Genomic DNA, 17,146 nt, shown 5'->3' with positions numbered 1-17,146 from the left:
TTCAATGTAATTCAGTATATTGCTCATGCTTCTGTGTAAAAATAACTCTTTAATCTTCTTTTATCACAGAATAATACTATTTTGGAGATGTCTATTGATGATACTACTATTGTTTGGAGTGAAGAGGAATCACCCTTCGTTACAGTTGGTCGCCTAACAATTAAGCATCAGAAAGTTAATTCTGCTAATAATGACTTTGCGGAAAATCTCAGTTTTTCTCCTGGGAACGGTCTAGCAGTACATCGTCCGGTCGGCGCAATCAATCGATTACGCAGCATTGTTTATCCTATCGTTGCTAATGACCGTCATCAAAAACGAGGAGTCAAATACCAGGAACCAACTGTCTAACTTTCAGTAGACTAAAATGGCAGGTTGGCAAATCTTCAGCAATGTATATTCGTTTGGTAAGCGCGTTTGCTCGATTAGTGACACAGTTATAGCCGTAGTCACACAGGTTAGGACATTTGGAAAGGGTGAATGCTAGAGTTAGCAATAGTTTTACCTCCTGCCTCACTTCGACTACGCTCAGTGACCACCTGCCCGGTTGGTGAGCGAAGCCGAACCACTGCCTCCTGCCTCCTGCTATAACTACTGAAAAATCAAAAAAATAGAGCAGTTGCATTGTAATACAACTGCTCTAAAAATTACTGAGATAGATATTTACTCTATCTATCCACAGACCCCATAATTACGTCAACACTGCCGAGAATCACCACAATATCTGCAACCTTCATCCCGCGCAGTAAATGTGGAACAATTTGGAGATTGTTGAAATCTGCGGCGCGAATCTTCCAACGTGCAGGGAAGACATTATCATCGCCAACCAAATAAATTCCCAATTCACCTTTGCCACTTTCTACACGGGCGTAGATTTCACCCTTGGGCATCTTGAAAGTCGGGGAAACTTTTTTGCCGATGAATTGGTAATCAAATGCGTCCCACTCGGATTTTTTACCTGCGGCTAAACGCTTGGCTTCCAGATTTTCGTAAGGGCCGCCAGGAAGTCCTTTAATTGCTTGGCGAATAATTTTCACAGATTCGCGCATTTCCCGCATCCGCACTACGTAACGGGCAAAGCAATCACCAGCTGTTTCCCACTGCACATCCCAGTCAAAATCGTCGTAGCATTCGTAATGGTCAACTTTCCGCAAATCCCATTGCACGCCAGATGCGCGTAACATTGGGCCAGAAAGTCCCCAGTTAATTGCTTCTTCACGGGTGATAGTCCCAATACCCTCAACACGTCGCCGGAAGATAGGGTTATCGGTTACTAAGCGTTCGTACTCATCAACTTTAGGTAATAAGTAGTCGCAGAATTCCAGACACTTATCTACCCAACCGTAAGGTAAATCGGCTGCTACTCCACCAACACGGAAGTAGTTATTATTCACCATCCGATAACCTGTGGCAGCTTCCCACAAATCATAAATCATCTCCCGTTCCCGGAACTGGTAAAAGAAGGGAGTTTGTGCGCCTACGTCAGCCAAAAAGGGGCCAAACCATAGCAAGTGGTTAGCAATGCGGTTCAACTCCAGCATGATGACGCGGATGTAGCTAGCACGTTTGGGGACAGCGACACCTGCAAGCTTTTCTGGGGCGTTAACAGTGACGGCTTCGTTGAACATTCCCGCAGCGTAGTCCCACCGACTAACGTAGGGGACGTACATTACATTAGTGCGGTTCTCAGCAATTTTTTCCATTCCCCGGTGCAAATAGCCGATGACCGGTTCACAGTCAACAACATCCTCGCCATCCAGAGTCATGATTAGCCGCAGAACCCCGTGCATCGAGGGGTGGTGTGGCCCCATGTTTAGCACCATTGGTTCAGTGCGCGTTTCTAGTCTGGTCATAGATTTCGTGTTCTCCGTTCGTGAAAATATTGAATTCAACCGCGCAGATGCCAACTAGACCCAATTTATCTTGTTTGTCAAGCCAAAGTAAGGGTTGTGGGAAGAGAGATTTGATTTGATGTTTAATTTTGTTGCACTTCTTCAACTATTATATGGAAGCTCGATATGCACTTAATTAAGGCATCGAATTTTTTTATCTCATGGTGCTGGAAGGACGGGGTGAAAGAAGATGCGTTTTCTCAATGATAACTATTGACTTCTGAGTTTCTACGTAAGCTATAGGGATATTGTGTCAGCTATATTACAGTTTTATGAGGCTGATACATATTTATGGCTTTCAATCAAGAGCGTTTTGATCGGTTAATTCAGAAGTTAGAAGTTTTTGCTAACAAACAACCGCATCTTTATAAATTGCACGTTGCTTTTTTGGCTACTTTGGGCTACGCATATATATTTTTGGTTCTAGCTGTAACATTGGCTCTGTTGGCACGTATTATCTTTGGGATACTTAATGCTCAGTCAATTTCTAAGTTATCTTTGACAGGTCTTCTGTTTTGCGTGACGTTAGCATTTGTATTAGTGCGATCGCTTTGGGTTTCTTTTCCCCCACCAACAGGTTTACCATTACAATCCAAAGATGTACCCAATCTCTACTGTTTAATTAACGAAATCTCATCGAAGCTAAAAGCTCCACGGTTTCACCACATTCTACTGACCAACGATTTTAATGCAGCAGTTGTCCAAATACCACGCTTAGGTTTGCTGGGATGGCAGCAAAATTACTTAATTGTGGGTCTACCACTGATGCTAGCACTGCCACCCGAACAATTTCGTGCCGTCTTAGCCCATGAACTGGGACATTTATCAGGAAATCACAGCCGTTTTAGTGGTTGGATTTATCGCCAACGCGAAACTTGGTATCGCATTCTTAAGGGACTCCAACAAAGTGGACACGATCTATCATTGTTAATTTTTCAACTGTTTTTGATATGGTACATTCCATTTTTTAATGCCTATTCTTTTGTATTGGCACGAATGGATGAATATGAAGCAGATAGATGTGCTGTTGATTTAACGGGAGAACAAAATATTGCTAAAGCTTTGATAAGTTTTCAGGTCAAATCTAGATTTTTAGAAAGATATTTCTGGTCTAGTATTTATAAACAAATACAGACAGAAATCGAACCACCAAAAATGACTTATATGGATATGAGGGAGGCTTTAAGTCAGAGACTTAATCAAGAAATCACAAATATTTATTTAAGTGAAGCTTTATCGAAAAAAACCAACAATGCTGATACTCACCCTTGCCTGACAGATAGATTAAAAGCTTTTGGATATATTGCTGATACTCAGCAGGAATTAGCTATCTTTGCACCAATTGAAATTAGTGCTGCCCAAGAATTTTTAGGAGATAAATTAGAAAGTTTTATTGATTATTTTAGTCAAAAATGGCGAGAGAAGATAGCAACACCTTGGCGACAAAAATATGCTGAGGTTCAAAAATCGATAGCTACATTAAAAGATTTAAGTCACAAATCGCAAAAACAACAGCTAACTTTAGAAGAAGCTAGTCAGCAAGCATTTTTGACATTGGAACTTGAAGGCGAAGAAGCTGTTATACCTCTATTACAAGAAATTATTCATCGTGATGCTTATCATGCATCAGCTAATTATTTATTAGGTCAAATATTATTAAAAAAACAAGATGCGACTGGAATAAAATACATTGATAAGGCAATAGATCAAGACTCAAGTATAGTCATAGGAGGTTGTCAGATAATTTGCGATTTTCTTAAAAACCAAGGTAAAAATAAGGAGGCAAAGTCTTATCAAGAACGTGCAGAAAATTATCATAAATTGATTTTAAAAGGACAGAAAGAGCGCTCTATTTTGAAAAAAAATGATAAATTTGACCCTCATAATATCTCTGAAATAGAGGTAAATAAGCTTCGTCAGCAGTTATCTCATTACCCGCAAATAATAACTGCTTATTTAGTTAAAAAGAATCTGCAATATTTTCCTGAAAAACCACTTTATGTTCTAGCTGTAAAGCGTGGATTTAGTTTTTGGGAAGGTAGTCGTATTTATGAAACCGATAACTCTAAAATTGTTCAGGGCTTATTAAAGGAAAATGAATTGCCTGATAATGTATTCATTTTTATTTTAAATAGTAATTTAAGTATGGAGAAAAAATTAAAACGGATATCAAATTCGATGATTTACCAGAAAAAAGGTAAAAAATAGCACTACAGATGCTTAAAGCTCAACATTCTAAGCTGACGCTGAGTGTTGAGTTTATGATATTTTCTTTTGTGTCTTAGTGGTTTAAAAACTATTTTTTAGCTAGGAACCATAAAGACACAAACAAAAGAATACATAATTAAAGTTCATCTGTGGTTTTTTGCCCTAAGTCTCATGAATCGTCAGCTAGCTCTTGAAGAACCGATATTTTCCCATCTACCAGTGTTACCGCAAGAAACGATCGCAGGTTTAGCGGTATCTCCAGGAGGTCATTATCTAGATACGACTGTAGGTGGTGGTGGTCATAGTCGCCTAATCTTAGCAGCTGCGCCAAATGTGCGGGTAACGGCGATTGACCAAGATGAGGATGCTTTAGCAGCAGCGAGGAAAGAATTAGCAGAGTTTGGCGATCGCATACAATTTATCCATTGCAATTTTGCTGACTACGAGTTTCCCCCCAACACTTTCGATGGTATTTTAGCTGATTTGGGGGTAAGTTCTTACCATTTAGATAAAGCAGAAAGGGGTTTCAGCTTTCGCCAAGCTGCGAATTTGGATATGCGAATGGATCGGGGGCGATCGCTAACTGCTGCTGATGTGATTAATAATTGGGATGAGGCAGAATTAGCAGATATTTTCTTTAAGTACGGCGAAGAGAGATTATCGCGGCGCATTGCGAGACGCATTGTAGAACGCCGACCATTGCACACGACTACAGAATTAGCTGAGGCGATCGCTTCTTCAGTTCCCCCAAAATACCGTTATGGGAGAATTCACCCAGCTACCCGTGTATTTCAAGCTCTGCGAATTGTCGTCAACGATGAGTTAAAATCCCTAGAAACCTTTTTGGATAAAGCGCCAAATGCCCTTGTTCCTGGCGGCAGAATTGCAATTATCAGTTTTCACAGTTTGGAAGACCGCCCAGTGAAACATGGTTTAAGAAATTCACCTTTATTAAAGGTATTGACAAAAAAACCGATTATTGCGCAAGAAGAGGAAATTAGTCAGAATCCGCGATCGCGATCGGCCAAGTTGAGGATAGCAGAAAAGCTGCTGTAAGCCTTAAACTGCTCCATCTCGTGGTTCAGAACTGCTGCGAATACGCTCAATGAACTTGGGATAATTTTCTAAATCTTGTTCTGACTCTAACGGTGGCATTTCAATCCAATTACCTTCGAGATGCAGCTTATCCACATAAGCGTAGAAAGCTTCCCGATCTTCCCGATGAGCAAGAACGTAATCATGTAACTCTTTCTGGCTCATTGCATGAAAATTAGGCTTGCTCATCCTATGTATCTCCATCTACCGTTAGGGTATATTTCTATAATATTTTCCTCACCTGCCAAGAAAAATAGATTTTTTGTCCGTTCATCCATACGAACGATATTAATAGGTAAGTAAAGCTTAGTAAACCAGCAGCACAATATGTAGCACTGTGTTTTTTGTTCTGGTGTAGGAATAATTTGAACTCCTTAACATTTATTAAAGTTAGCGCTAAAAAGAAATTTTCAATAAGCTGCGATCGCGATCGGCCAAACTGAGGATAGCCCAAAAGCTGCTGTAACTACAACGCAGCGTTAAAATACTCCATCTCAACGATCTGCTAATCTAGCGTTGTTGAAGAGTTGAAAAATAATAAATGGAAATTAGTAATCTATTTACAGCAGGTGGCGTGGTCATGTGGCCTCTGCTGGCATTCTCTTTGTTAGGGGTAGCGCTGATTATCGAACGTATCATCTTTTGGGTAAAGATAAATAATCGGCAAAACAAGGTGGTGCGAGAGGTGCTACACCTTTATCGCCTTGATAATGTAGTTAGTGCTTTAGATAAATTGCAGAAAAATGCTGATTTACCCCTGGCTCGGATTTTTTTAGCAGCTTTAGAATTGGAGGAGCCGACACCAGAGGAATTTCGTTTGGCATTAGAAAGTGAAGCACAAGCCGAAATCCCTTTGCTCAAACGCTCCCAAAATATTTTTGAGACAATTATTGGTCTTGCGCCCCTCTTAGGACTTCTCGGCACTGTATTAGGATTAATTAACTCTTTTGCTTCTCTGAATATCGGAGATGTGGGAGGTAGTAAAACAACAGGTGTGACAGCTGGAATTAGTGAAGCTTTAGTATCTACAGCATCAGGGTTGGTAGTGGCAATCTTTACACTATTATTTGCTAATACCTTCCGAGGACTCTACCAGCGCCAGATTGCCTGGATTCAAGAATATGGTGGACAGTTAGAATTACTCTATCGCCGTCGCTACGAAAGAGGAGATAAATCATATCTGCCGAATAAATGAAGCGGAACTGGGTATTTGTAAATTAGTACTCGGTAATTGGGATTAGTTCACTATTTGTTACTGAATTTTGCTCTAACACTTTTGACTTTAATAGTATTCTAAAATGACGAATAGCTTTGTTCGCTACAGTTATTGAGGAAATATTCCATGACTATTTGGGTAAATGAGCAAATCGATCCGTCTGGGATGATTCATGCCTGTATTGCCACTCGTAATGAATCTCAAGCTAAAGATTGTCATGATTCTTTTGAGAATAATTTGACCAAAACGCAAAAGGCCGCAGGTTGGGTAGCGCGATTACGGACAGTCGATTCTTGGGATGAAGTGCCGGTGAATTCTTTAAAACTCAATTAATTGGGTGCTATAGAAATTAGCCTACATAGCTGAAATATCTTCTGGCAGACATAATTACTTTTGTTATTTTCTGCTTACGCCAACCTGCGTTGCTTTTTTGGGATTTTGAGCCAATATATTTCATCTGCGTAGGCGTAACTCACCATAGGCATCGTTTGTCTAGTACACGCTGTATCTATGCCAATACCCAGAGCGATCGCAGCAAATTCCATGAGAACAGGTTAATAAAGGATAAAATTCGGATTAAATTTCTCAAATTATTATTAACTGCTTCTAAAAAAAGTAACATATTATAGAAAAATGATGATTTTTCTTAACTTTTAAGAGGTATCATCTATACCGTAGATTAAATTAAAAAATTTGTATAAGCCGAATCAATTTAGTGAACTATCCCAAAGTTTACACTTCGGAGCAAGCCTGTCCCATTAATTTAGTTGGCGAAACAGGACAAGCGGTTCAAATTTCAATTCATGCTCCCAGTCAATATATCTGTGCCAACTGCGAACGGATATTACCAGATTGGAAACGGCAGCCATTTTTACGAGTAGTGATTGTATTACAACAATCGCGTTATCAATTAGTCGAAAAGACAGCAGAAGTAGAGTCAGAGAAAGAACGCTTACGAGAAAAGTTTATGAGATTTGGCTGTGATTTAGCATTTAATCTGCGCGATCGCGGCTATTTAACTGACCTGATTGACCCTCGTACAGGCTATCCCTTACTGTCTCATCCCGGAGCAATTCCCCACGATGACACAGCAGTTGTCAAAGCTTTGCTCAACTATCCAGTGATTAAAAATCAATGCCGTGTGTTAGTTCATCCCGATTGGGGTGCAGCAGTTTATCCTAGTATTTTGATCTCAGAAGCTCCCCCAATTGTCATCGAATGGGTTACAAAAGGCATAGCATCCATGCATGGGTGGAAAGAAATTAATTATTAGTCATTGGTCATTGGGTATGTAAAGACGTATATCAGCACTTGTGTCTCCAAATAAATTTTTTCAAGAAGCTAGGATAGTCGAAGCGATAGTGCGGCTTGTTACTTCTCTCTCATGAGTAGATGCTACGAAGTCAAACCGGGAATAGTGGTTTTTGGTTGCTGTTTGGGTGACATCTCAGGTTGATCGGTAGGTATTTCAAATTGATGATAATTTTACCCACTACTGTCAGACTAAACTTTTAGCCTGTGGCGAAGAGAATGGTACTTTAGCAGCATCTGCGGGAATTATATAACTATAACTATCGAGAAAAATCCTTTTCCCAACTTTCTGCATATAAGTAGATGGGTGGGGAAATTTATAACTATGTCTGTAGCGATCGCAAAGCGTGTCTTGTTGGGACTTGCCGAAGTGTTCGCGTAGCGTCTCATAGAGAAGCAATCGCAAGGGTTTCAAGCTTTTTATATCTTGCTAGATAGTTAGATTTATTTGTACTTACCTATCTTAGAAACCAAGTTGATTCTGAGCAAACTGAAATACTTGTTTCATAGTTATGCTCAAACACAATTCCTATAAATACAAAATTCCCATTAATGTATGAAAATATTAATTCAACACCGTCATTATGACAATGAAATTAGCGGAGTTTTAACTTACATTTATTCTATTATTCCTGAGTTAGAAGCTAGATTAATTGAAGTTAAAACTATTTCTACCAGACAAGATAATATCGCTAAATGGTTTAGTTATATTGTTTGGGCAGATATAGTACACATGAATTCCAATGATTTATTGTTTACTTTGTTATGTAAAACCTTGCGAAAAAAGATAATTATTAAATACCATTATTCTCTTTATCAATCTACTCATACTAGTTATGAACAGATGAATTTGACGCAACGTTTAAAAGCTGAATTTAAACACACATTGCCGAAAGCTAATTATCCATTAAAGTGGAAATTACACACTTTTATCAAATGGGCACGCCTAAGCACCCGGCTTTCTACTGCCTTCTTAGCCGATTATCATACAGCTTGTAGTAACTTTTTAGGAGAATCTTCTGCTTTTCCTTGGCCTGTTGATACTTTATATAATCCAATTGAAATCAAGTCGGAAAACCAGCTTAAAACTTTAGAAAATTTATCTCAGCCATATAATTTTATTTTTGTCGGGAGATTAGCTACAGACAAAGGCGTAGATATTTTATTAAAAGCAGCGCGGATTTTACAAGATGAAAATAAAGAATTTAAAATTACTATTATTGGCGATGGCGAACAATCTCAGGAATTAAAACAGCTAGCATCTGATTTAGGAATTGCCAACAAAGTTAATTTTTTAGGTAAAGTTCCTCAAAAAGAAGTACTTCTAAAAGTTCAAGATGCTTTGGCTTTAATTGCTCCATCTCGTTGGCAAGATCCAGCACCTTACGTAGTGCAAGAAGCCTCTAGCGTTCAAACCTGCTCGATTGTCTCAAAAATGGGAGGATTGTCAGAAGTAGGAGGGCCGCACAGCCTATTTTTTGAAAATGAAGATGCAGAAGAATTAGCCAAATGTATGCGATATTGCTTAGATAATCCAAATGAAGCAATTAACCGGGGTTTTCAGTCCAGCCAATATGTTGCGGAAAAGTTTTCGGCTGCGCGTGCTGTTAATAGACTACTGGAAATTTGTAGCCAACTTACTCCTAAAGCATTGGTAACAAAATCTGATACATAATTCCCGTTATCGGGTTGCTGTCCTGTAACAGGCTTATTGGAACCTCTACCAATAGTACATAAGCCCTTCCTTATGGGCCAGAAAAGACAGCTTGTTCTACATCATCTCGACTAAGAGAATACTTGAATGAGCGTTGGATATCTTGTCCATTTTCTCCAGATTGAAGATATCGCACTACAATTTGCTCAACATCAAGCCATAATTCAGCTTGCCAATTAGGTCGCTGTACGCGCCAACAATGCCTTTGCGTTTCATCTTGTTGACAGCCTTGGTCTTTTAGCCACTGCTCAATTTGTGGCAGGGGATGATTATATAAAGGAGTATCAGAGGGAAGAAGAGCCATAGGAATTTTAGATTTTGGATTAGGGAATTGTTTAATTTTTAATTATCGGATGGGCAATTAGTTGCGACATATAGCTAATCTGCTGTTGTACAGATGTATTTGGTTGCAGTAAATGGCTTGGGAAAGCAGCCTCACCACGAGTTAAGCCAATGGCAACTGCTAATAACAGACAACCTACAAATGTTAACACCAGCATAAATAAAGCAAATATTTCGCCAGATGATAAGGGGCGATCGCTCGCATCGAGGTAAGCTGATTTTGACCAGTCATGAGAATGCGAGACGGGATGATTCAAATCAGGGGGTGGTTGAATCACTCCAAAGCGGGAATAGCCAATTTTCAAATCGTAGCTTAATCGGCGTTCTGGATGGCTAAGGGTCGCGTAAGCTTCGTTGATTTGCTGAAATTTGGGAGTAGCGATCGCAGTCGGCAAGTCTGTAGTATCAGGATGATAGACTTTGCTCAGTTGCCGATAAGCGCGACGAATGTCAATTACCGATGCCCAGGGATGCAGTCCTAGCAGGGAGTAATAAGTTGGTTTACTGCTTTGTGGCATTGCCCCGTTTTGATTCACATCTGTTTGAGTCACTTTGCTCAAAGATATTTTTTATATTTTAAATCCTTTATGAATTGGAGAAGACACAGCAGGTCTAGCATTTGATAAGATTGCTTAATAAAGCATTTAATTAGATGCGATGCAGATCAAAATTAATCTCGAAAATATTCAAACTCTTACCGACTTCAAACGCAATGCCAAAGATTACGTAGAGAAGATCAAGGCAACAAAGTCTCCGCTTGTACTAACGGTGAATGGAAAAGCTGAGGTTGTAGTGCATGAAGCGCAAGCGTTTCAACAGATGATAGATGAACTCCAGCGCCTTGAAGAAGAACTGCAAAAACTTAAGTTAGAAGCATTACGCAGTCAGATTGACGTTGGTATTAAGCAACTCGACAGTGGACAGTATACTGAATATAACGACGAGTCACTTCCAGCTTTTTTTGCAAATATTAAAACACGAGGACAGCAAAATTTGGCTAACAGCGATTCTGTATGAGTCGATTTCGGATTTCTACTCAAGCAGCGCAAGATATTGAGGATATATGGAAATATCTTGCTCCAAATAACTTAAAAGCTGCTGACACACTTTTTGATATTCTGCGAGAAAGCTTTCCAAAACTAGCCAAATTCCCTAAAATGGGCAGACTACGAGATGAATTGGCTCCTTTTTTGCGAAGTTTCCCAGTGAAAAATTATTTAATTTTTTATCGTCCAATAGACGAAGGCATAGAAATTGTACGTATCTTGCACGGCTCACAAGATATAGAAACTATTTTTCAAAATGACGAAGACTAATTACAAATTAGTCATTGTTCTGGTTAATAGCTTCATTAAGATTGATATCTTATCCCTAACGTATTAAATCAGCACGGGGTTTAAAGGTTTCAATTTGGCGTAACTTTTCGTAAAGTTCCCGTTCTTCTGGACTAATATTTTTCGGTGTAACTATTTGAATTTCTACTAATTGATCGCCACGTTTTCCGTCATCATTAGGATAACCTTTATTACCTAGTCGAAATTTTTGACCAGACCTAACTCCAGGAGGGGTGGTCATTTTCACAGGGCCGTCAAGAGTAGGTGCTTCTACCTGTCCTCCTAAAACTGCCTCGCTGGGAGTAACTGGAACTTGGCAGACGATATTTAAACCATCTAACTTAAATAATGGATGAGGTTCAACGGTAATTTTTAAGTAAAGATCGCCACCACCAACGCCTTGGTTCCGCAAACGGATGGTTTGACCTGTTACCATCCCTGGAGGCATATTAACTTCTAGCGATCGCCCATCTTCCAAACGAATGCGTTCATTACCACCTTGATAAGCTTTTTCTAGTGGAAGCGTTAATCTGGCTTCTATATCTCGGCGGGTTGTACGAGGTGGAGTGTTAACTGTGTAAGCAACTTTTGTTCTGGGGGAACGGAACGGATCGCTATTATTGCCATTACTGGAGTTATTTGCCGCACTCTTATTTTTGACACCAATAACTTGATTAATAAAACTTTCAAAGTCCGAGAATTGGCTGGGATCTACATCTTGATTCCCGTTGCGATCGCTAGCGCTACTCTGCCAAGTTTTAGCCTTTGGCGTCTGTTTGTTACCTGCAAAGCCTTTTTGCTTCCAGTAGCGGCTAAACTGGTCGTACTGCGATCGCTTGGCTGGATCGGAAAGAACTTCATAAGCCTCGCCGATATCCTTAAATTTTTCCTCAGATTCTTTGTTACCCGGATTCAGATCGGGGTGATATTGCCTTGCTAACCGCCGATAAACCTTTTTAATTTCCTCAGCAGAGGCATCTTTAGATACTCCTAAAATCTCATAGTAATCGCGAAAGTTCGGCAAATTTTGCATAGTTCAGTTATTTAAATTTTAGATTTTAGATTTTGGATTAATGAAGAGTTAGGAGTTAAAAGTTGAAAGATTTAATTTTTTCTACTCTTAACTCTTATCAGAAGTACTAATCAGGTAGACATAAATTAAACATAAAATGCCAACCAGTGAAATCATTTCCCTGAGAAGCTTTTACCTCCTGCCTCCTGCCTTCTACTTACAACCAATCATTGTCTTCTTCATCATCCCAGTTATCTTGATAGCTGGGGCGGGATTTGCGTGGAGGACGGCTTTCATAAGAGGAAGAACGATTATCGCGGCTATAATCTCTACCGTAATCTTTGCCATAGTCTTTACTGTATGAGTCGCGTTCTCGATATGTATCTCTGGGAAATTCGCGTTCTCGTTCTTTCTCCCCGCCAGTAAAGATGTCACGGATAGTCCCAAACAAGTCATCGTCTTCATCTTCAGCATAAGTCTGGCGGACTTCCCGATTTAGCTCGTAGAGAGCATCTTGCAAGTCGGCGTAGGCTTGATCGATACCGCGATCGCTATTTTCCTGAAGACTCTCCTTCAGTTGTCGGCAAATATTATCAATTCTTTGGCGGCGGCTGCGGGCAAACTGCATACCAAATTCCAGCGCGACTTCTCTGAGTTGTCGTTCTGCTTGAAAAATCAACGCCTCAGAACGAGTCCGCTTTTCTATTCTTTCTTTACGTTCGCGATCGACATCGGCGTATTTTTGAGCGTCTTGAATCATCCGATTCACTTCCGACTCGTTCAAGGTGGAAGCGCCTTGAATGGTGATACTCTGCTCTCGCCCAGTGGTTCTATCTAGGGCTGTTACCTGTAAAATACCATTAGCATCAATATCAAATGACACCTGAACTTGAGGAATTCCTCGTGGTGCTGGTGGGATGCCATACAGCTTGAACCGTCCTAAAGACTTGTTGTTTGCTGCCATTTCCCGTTCGCCTTGGACTACGTGAATTTCCACAGTGTTTTGGTTATTTTCAGACGTGGAAAAAATATCAGAACGGCGTACTGGGATAGTGGTGTTGCGGGGAATAAGTTTTTTCATCACGCCGCCGATGGTTTCCAATCCCAAAGAGAGGGGTGTGACATCCAAAAGCAGCACATCTTTGAGTTCGCCTGCAAGAATTCCTGCCTGGATTGCTGCACCCACACCCACGACTTCATCAGGGTTGACGTTTTCGTTTGGTTCTGTACCAATTAAGTCCCGTACAAGCTGCTTTACCATTGGCATTCGTGTAGAACCGCCAACTAACACAACTTCTTCAATGTCTCTAGGTGAAAGTCCGGCATCTTTGAGGGCGCGTTTCACTGGTGTCCGCAATCTTCCCACCAAATCACCACACAAACCTTCAAACTGGGAACGAGTTAAACGAGTTTCGAGATGTTTGGGGCCATCTTCCGTGGCAGTGATGAAGGGTAAATTAATCTCGGTGACACTGACAGCAGAAAGCTCAATTTTGGCTTTTTCCGCCGCTTCCATGAGACGTTGCAAAGCTTGGCGATCGCGTCTTAAATCTACCTCTTCTGTTTCCAGAAATTGTTCTGCTAACCAATCTACGATTATTTTGTCAAAGTCATTCCCACCAAGTTGCGTATCCCCACTGGTAGCTTTGACTTCAAAGATCCCATCGCCTACTTCTAAAATCGACACGTCAAAAGTGCCACCACCCAAGTCAAAGACTAAGATAGTTTCCGTGTCGCCCCGATCTAATCCATAAGCCAAAGATGCCGCCGTCGGTTCATTGAGAATCCGCAGCACCTCTAAACCAGCAATTCTGCCAGCATCGCGGGTTGCCTGCCGCTGAGAATCATTAAAATAGGCGGGTACTGTAATCACTGCCCCTGTGACTGGTTCACCCAAATAGCGACTAGCATCGTCTGCCAATTTCTTCAGCACCATTGCCGAAATTTCTTCTGGGGCAAAATCTTTATTCAGACGAGGACAGGCAATTTTAATATTACCTACTTCGTCTTTGCGGATGGTGTAGGGCACACGCTTAGAATCTGGATTAAGTTCGCCATACTTCCGCCCAATGAAACGTTTAACTGCAAAAAAGGTATTTTGAGGATTGAGGACGGTTTGTCGCCGTGCCATTTGCCCAACCACCCTTTCACCTTCTTTGCTGAAGCCAACTACGGAGGGGGTTGTTCGCATTCCTTCTGCATTGGCAATCACCACCGGCTTGCCACCCTCCATAACGGCGACTACTGAGTTGGTTGTACCCAAGTCGATGCCGACTACCTTGCCCATGCGTTACTCTTCTCCTAAAGTGTCTTATATATTTATTATGATTGGGCGGAACTACCTCTAGCTTTGTGCTACAAGATAAAAACACCTCAATGTATAATACTCATCATTAAGGCAGTAAGCTAAGAAGTGCAGCTAGAGGAGATAGTTGCAAGACTAGAATAGCATTGAGACGGTTGGTGTGCCCAAGCAGCCTCAATTCTTGATATCCGCCTACTTCTGTTTAAGTTATCTGCAAATTGGTAAGTTAACCTTAAGAACGCTTGCTCTGCTTTTTTGAGTGCCTGAAAATTCTAATATTATTGCTACTACTTAAAAGATTTGAATTTAACAGAGCGATTACAGACTTCCCTGAGTGAGATAGCGCGAGAACGCGATCCTTACATGGCAACGGCTGGACATTTTTTTGTCCAAGAATACATCCGCCAGCAATTTTCTCAATGGGGGAGTGTGGAAATCCACACCTTTGAAGTCAGAGGTAAAACTTGCAATAACTTGATATTAAATTTACCATCCCAAGCTAAAAAGCAAAAAAAGGATTTACTACCAATTTTAATTGGCGCTCATTATGATGGCGTTCCAGGAACAGTTGCGGCTGATGATAATGCTACAGGTGTAGCGGTGTTGCTGGAATTAGCAAGAAAATTCGCTGCCGAACCTGCGAGATATCCCTTAAGACTGGTTGCTTTTGATATGGAAGAATACGGCTTACTGGGTAGCGCTGATTATGCAGCCCTGTTGCATCAACAAAAGCAACAGCTACGCTTAATGATCTCCCTAGAAATGCTGGGCTATAAGGATTCTACACCTGGTTCCCAAAGTTATCCCCCTCCTCTGGAACGCTTCTACCCAGATACAGGTGATTTTATTGCTTTAATTGGCAATTTGCGGACATTGCCTGACTTAATTGGGATGAGCCGTAATATTCGCAAAGCTGGCGTATCTAGTCAATGGCTACCCGTGCCAAATCGAGGTTTAATAGTTCCCCAAACCAGACTTAGCGATCATGCACCATTTTGGGATTTAGGTTATCCGGCAATGATGGTGACAGATACGGCATTCTTGCGAAATCCACATTATCACAAAGTTAGTGATGCGATCGCTACTTTGGATTTAGATTTTCTGACTCGTGTATGTGAAGGGTTGGAAATTGCGATTCGGAGTCTATAAAAAAGTTAATATAAAGATGTATTGATAATAATTATATTTGTTGATCCTCAATAAATACTATCAAGCAGCTAATAAACATTAATAAATTTATCAATAAAAATTTAATGTCTAAGTAATTTGATGCAATTTATATCTTCTTCAAATCAAAGAAACGAGCTTTACGAAAAATTTAAATTAAAGATTATTCATAATTCTTGTTTAGATAGAACCTTAGTGAGTTATCAGGGTAATAAACAAACTCCATTTTCTTCTTGGTTCAAATATAGAGAAGGATTTTCGGAACGTCTAGTTACCTATCTTCTTCAAGAATTTAAACCAGAACCAGGTGTGCTGATAGATCCATTTTCAGGAGTTGGCTCATCTTTATTTGCTGCAAGTGCGTTAGGGTGGCAAACTACGGGAATTGAACTGTTACCTGTTGGGCTTTTTGCTACACAAGCTCGAATTATTGCTCAGAAAATAGATGTAGAGTTATTAAATTTAGAAATTACAAAGTTAAAACAAATCAATTTTCACGACTATTACGATCAATTTTTCATATTTAATCATTTAGCAATAACCCGTGGAGCATTTTCTTCGATAAATGAGGAACAACTAATTGCTTACATATCTTATTGTAATAATATTATTCCAAATAAAGATATCAGCACTATATTTATATATGCTGCATTTTGTATTTTGGAGGATATTAGCTACACTAGAAAAGATGGACAATATCTGCGCTGGGATAGCCGTTCAGGTCGCTCAAAGGGAAATAGCAAATTTAATAAAGGAGAAATTTTATCTTTTGAAGATGCAATTAATGGAAAACTAAAAAAAATTATATCAGATTTAAACATCAGTCCTGTCCAACTAAATTTATTTAGTAATAATTTACTATTAGAATTGACAACCAATAAATCTAATATTGTTAACAATATAGAACCTAACCTTTACGAAGGTTCTTGTTTAGAAATTCTTCCAACTCTCCAAGAAAATAGTATTGATTTTGTCGTTACGTCTCCACCCTATGTTAATAGATATGATTACACTCGCACGTATGCTCTTGAACTAGCATTTTTGGGATGTAGTGAAGAAAAAGTAAAATATTTACGTCAGCAAATGTTATCATGCACTGTAGAAAACCGTGACAAGCGTGATTATTTAGAACAATATTATACTGCTAAAAAACGATATCAGGATTTCTTAAAGATAGATTCTACCTTTAAAAATCAGACTGCTTTACAAGAAGTATTAATAATACTAGAAAATTATAAAAAACAAGGTAAATTAAATAATGATAACATTGTCAGAATGGTAAGTAATTACTTTTACGAAATGTGCTTTGTAATTTATGAATTAGCTCGTATTCTTAAACCTGGTGGTATAGTCGCAATGGTAAATGATAACGTCAGGTATGCTGGAGAAGAAGTTCCTGTAGACCTAATTTTATCAGATATAGCAGAGTCTTTTGGACTGAAAACACGATATATTTGGACATTAGGAAGAGGTAAAGGAAATAGTAGCCAGCAAATGGGAAATCATGGGCGCACAGAACTACGGAAATGTGTTTATATTTGGGAAAAGTGAGT

The 17,146-nt window shown here is 39.7% G+C and carries 19 protein-coding genes; 11 read left to right on the top strand and 8 right to left on the bottom strand.

All coding sequences use genetic code 11. The features are described from left to right. The first annotated feature begins 87 nt into the window (after window positions 1-87). Window positions 88-348: a hypothetical protein gene (locus V7K45_RS17760; RefSeq protein WP_335005619.1), complete on the top strand. Its 261-nt coding sequence runs from the start codon at window positions 88-90 to the stop codon at window positions 346-348. 317 nt (window positions 349-665) lie between these two features. On the opposite strand, the gene V7K45_RS17755 is transcribed toward V7K45_RS17760, so the two are convergent. Beyond that, window positions 666-1,850 (bottom strand): NAD(P)H-quinone oxidoreductase subunit H, encoded by a 1,185-nt coding sequence (locus V7K45_RS17755; protein ID WP_194041009.1) that lies wholly within the window; start codon window positions 1,848-1,850, stop codon window positions 666-668. Window positions 1,851-2,180: 330 nt separating this feature from the next. Between V7K45_RS17755 and V7K45_RS17750 the strand changes: the two genes are divergently transcribed. Together V7K45_RS17750 and rsmH are read left to right on the top strand one after the other, a co-directional pair. Then, on the top strand, window positions 2,181-4,097 hold the full coding sequence (locus V7K45_RS17750) for a M48 family metallopeptidase (protein WP_335005616.1): 1,917 nt from the start codon (window positions 2,181-2,183) through the stop codon (window positions 4,095-4,097). 171 nt (window positions 4,098-4,268) lie between these two features. Then, a complete protein-coding gene (rsmH, locus tag V7K45_RS17745; protein WP_335005614.1) occupies window positions 4,269-5,153 on the top strand; it encodes a 16S rRNA (cytosine(1402)-N(4))-methyltransferase RsmH in 885 nt (294 codons plus the stop codon). Window positions 5,154-5,156: 3 nt separating this feature from the next. Here the strand turns inward: rsmH and V7K45_RS17740 are convergent, their stop codons facing one another. Together V7K45_RS17740 and V7K45_RS33010 are read right to left on the bottom strand one after the other, a co-directional pair. Then, the gene (locus V7K45_RS17740) at window positions 5,157-5,381 is read right to left on the bottom strand and encodes a DUF6887 family protein (RefSeq protein WP_335005612.1); all 225 of its coding nucleotides are present in this window, start codon (window positions 5,379-5,381) and stop codon (window positions 5,157-5,159) included. After that, window positions 5,378-5,554, bottom strand: a complete 177-nt coding sequence (locus V7K45_RS33010; RefSeq protein ID WP_442942007.1) for a DUF6888 family protein — start codon at window positions 5,552-5,554, stop codon at window positions 5,378-5,380. The genes V7K45_RS17740 and V7K45_RS33010 overlap by 4 nt, the downstream gene beginning before the upstream one ends. A gap of 179 nt (window positions 5,555-5,733) precedes the next feature. Here V7K45_RS33010 and V7K45_RS17735 point away from each other — a divergent pair, with 179 nt between their 5' ends. The 3 genes from V7K45_RS17735 (at window position 5,734) to V7K45_RS17725 (ending at window position 7,681) form a co-directional block, all read left to right on the top strand. Continuing rightward, window positions 5,734-6,387, top strand: coding sequence for a MotA/TolQ/ExbB proton channel family protein (locus tag V7K45_RS17735; protein WP_335005609.1), 654 nt, complete (start codon window positions 5,734-5,736; stop codon window positions 6,385-6,387). Window positions 6,388-6,534: 147 nt separating this feature from the next. Then, window positions 6,535-6,741 (top strand): glycogen debranching protein, encoded by a 207-nt coding sequence (locus V7K45_RS17730; protein WP_094351122.1) that lies wholly within the window; start codon window positions 6,535-6,537, stop codon window positions 6,739-6,741. A gap of 382 nt (window positions 6,742-7,123) precedes the next feature. Beyond that, window positions 7,124-7,681: a methylmalonic aciduria and homocystinuria type D protein gene (locus tag V7K45_RS17725; RefSeq protein WP_190240939.1), complete on the top strand. Its 558-nt coding sequence runs from the start codon at window positions 7,124-7,126 to the stop codon at window positions 7,679-7,681. A gap of 225 nt (window positions 7,682-7,906) precedes the next feature. Here V7K45_RS17725 and V7K45_RS17720 read toward each other — a convergent pair whose 3' ends face one another. Then, entirely contained in the window at window positions 7,907-8,134 is a 228-nt protein-coding gene (locus V7K45_RS17720; protein ID WP_335005606.1) for a hypothetical protein, read from the bottom strand. Window positions 8,135-8,275: 141 nt separating this feature from the next. Here V7K45_RS17720 and V7K45_RS17715 point away from each other — a divergent pair, with 141 nt between their 5' ends. Then, window positions 8,276-9,394: a glycosyltransferase family 4 protein gene (locus V7K45_RS17715; protein ID WP_335005604.1), complete on the top strand. Its 1,119-nt coding sequence runs from the start codon at window positions 8,276-8,278 to the stop codon at window positions 9,392-9,394. Between the two features lie 70 nt (window positions 9,395-9,464). Here V7K45_RS17715 and V7K45_RS17710 read toward each other — a convergent pair whose 3' ends face one another. Together V7K45_RS17710 and V7K45_RS17705 are read right to left on the bottom strand one after the other, a co-directional pair. Beyond that, a complete protein-coding gene (locus tag V7K45_RS17710; RefSeq protein ID WP_322668492.1) occupies window positions 9,465-9,737 on the bottom strand; it encodes a DUF3143 domain-containing protein in 273 nt (90 codons plus the stop codon). Window positions 9,738-9,768: 31 nt separating this feature from the next. Next, window positions 9,769-10,293 (bottom strand): J domain-containing protein, encoded by a 525-nt coding sequence (locus V7K45_RS17705; protein WP_335005629.1) that lies wholly within the window; start codon window positions 10,291-10,293, stop codon window positions 9,769-9,771. A gap of 139 nt (window positions 10,294-10,432) precedes the next feature. Here V7K45_RS17705 and V7K45_RS17700 point away from each other — a divergent pair, with 139 nt between their 5' ends. Then, window positions 10,433-10,792: a type II toxin-antitoxin system Phd/YefM family antitoxin gene (locus V7K45_RS17700; RefSeq protein ID WP_335005601.1), complete on the top strand. Its 360-nt coding sequence runs from the start codon at window positions 10,433-10,435 to the stop codon at window positions 10,790-10,792. After that, a complete protein-coding gene (locus tag V7K45_RS17695; protein WP_335005598.1) occupies window positions 10,789-11,091 on the top strand; it encodes a type II toxin-antitoxin system RelE/ParE family toxin in 303 nt (100 codons plus the stop codon). The genes V7K45_RS17700 and V7K45_RS17695 overlap by 4 nt, the downstream gene beginning before the upstream one ends. Before the next feature lie 55 nt (window positions 11,092-11,146). Here V7K45_RS17695 and V7K45_RS17690 read toward each other — a convergent pair whose 3' ends face one another. Next, on the bottom strand, window positions 11,147-12,142 hold the full coding sequence (locus V7K45_RS17690; protein ID WP_335005596.1) for a J domain-containing protein: 996 nt from the start codon (window positions 12,140-12,142) through the stop codon (window positions 11,147-11,149). Window positions 12,143-12,338: 196 nt separating this feature from the next. Further along, complete coding sequence (dnaK, locus tag V7K45_RS17685; RefSeq protein ID WP_335005594.1) at window positions 12,339-14,408, bottom strand: molecular chaperone DnaK; 2,070 nt, start codon at window positions 14,406-14,408, stop codon at window positions 12,339-12,341. Between the two features lie 318 nt (window positions 14,409-14,726). Here dnaK and V7K45_RS17680 point away from each other — a divergent pair, with 318 nt between their 5' ends. After that, window positions 14,727-15,575, top strand: a complete 849-nt coding sequence (locus V7K45_RS17680) for a M28 family peptidase (protein WP_335005592.1) — start codon at window positions 14,727-14,729, stop codon at window positions 15,573-15,575. A 120-nt stretch (window positions 15,576-15,695) separates the two neighbouring features. After that, the gene (locus V7K45_RS17675; protein ID WP_335005590.1) at window positions 15,696-17,144 is read left to right on the top strand and encodes a site-specific DNA-methyltransferase; all 1,449 of its coding nucleotides are present in this window, start codon (window positions 15,696-15,698) and stop codon (window positions 17,142-17,144) included. Window positions 17,145-17,146 lie beyond the last annotated feature (2 nt).

Source organism: Nostoc sp. (assembly GCF_036917375.1).
Classification (GTDB): Bacteria; Cyanobacteriota; Cyanobacteriia; order Cyanobacteriales; family Nostocaceae; genus Nostoc.
Note: the sequence above shows the minus strand (reverse complement) of the source record. Positions and strands in the feature narration are given on the sequence as shown.

Bases quoted from the DNA above. Each gene is read 5' to 3' on its own strand.
- V7K45_RS17760 (WP_335005619.1), top strand. From the start codon at position 88: ATGTCTATTGATGATACTACTATTGTTTGGAGTGAAGAGGAATCACCC.
- V7K45_RS17755 (WP_194041009.1), bottom strand. From the start codon at position 1,850: ATGACCAGACTAGAAACGCGCACTGAACCAATGGTGCTAAACATGGGG.
- V7K45_RS17750 (WP_335005616.1), top strand. From the start codon at position 2,181: ATGGCTTTCAATCAAGAGCGTTTTGATCGGTTAATTCAGAAGTTAGAA.
- rsmH (WP_335005614.1), top strand. From the start codon at position 4,269: ATGAATCGTCAGCTAGCTCTTGAAGAACCGATATTTTCCCATCTACCA.
- V7K45_RS17740 (WP_335005612.1), bottom strand. From the start codon at position 5,381: ATGAGCAAGCCTAATTTTCATGCAATGAGCCAGAAAGAGTTACATGAT.
- V7K45_RS17735 (WP_335005609.1), top strand. From the start codon at position 5,734: ATGGAAATTAGTAATCTATTTACAGCAGGTGGCGTGGTCATGTGGCCT.
- V7K45_RS17730 (WP_094351122.1), top strand. From the start codon at position 6,535: ATGACTATTTGGGTAAATGAGCAAATCGATCCGTCTGGGATGATTCAT.
- V7K45_RS17715 (WP_335005604.1), top strand. From the start codon at position 8,276: ATGAAAATATTAATTCAACACCGTCATTATGACAATGAAATTAGCGGA.
- V7K45_RS17710 (WP_322668492.1), bottom strand. From the start codon at position 9,737: ATGGCTCTTCTTCCCTCTGATACTCCTTTATATAATCATCCCCTGCCA.
- V7K45_RS17705 (WP_335005629.1), bottom strand. From the start codon at position 10,293: ATGCCACAAAGCAGTAAACCAACTTATTACTCCCTGCTAGGACTGCAT.
- V7K45_RS17700 (WP_335005601.1), top strand. From the start codon at position 10,433: ATGCAGATCAAAATTAATCTCGAAAATATTCAAACTCTTACCGACTTC.
- V7K45_RS17695 (WP_335005598.1), top strand. From the start codon at position 10,789: ATGAGTCGATTTCGGATTTCTACTCAAGCAGCGCAAGATATTGAGGAT.
- V7K45_RS17690 (WP_335005596.1), bottom strand. From the start codon at position 12,142: ATGCAAAATTTGCCGAACTTTCGCGATTACTATGAGATTTTAGGAGTA.
- dnaK (WP_335005594.1), bottom strand. From the start codon at position 14,408: ATGGGCAAGGTAGTCGGCATCGACTTGGGTACAACCAACTCAGTAGTC.
- V7K45_RS17675 (WP_335005590.1), top strand. From the start codon at position 15,696: ATGCAATTTATATCTTCTTCAAATCAAAGAAACGAGCTTTACGAAAAA.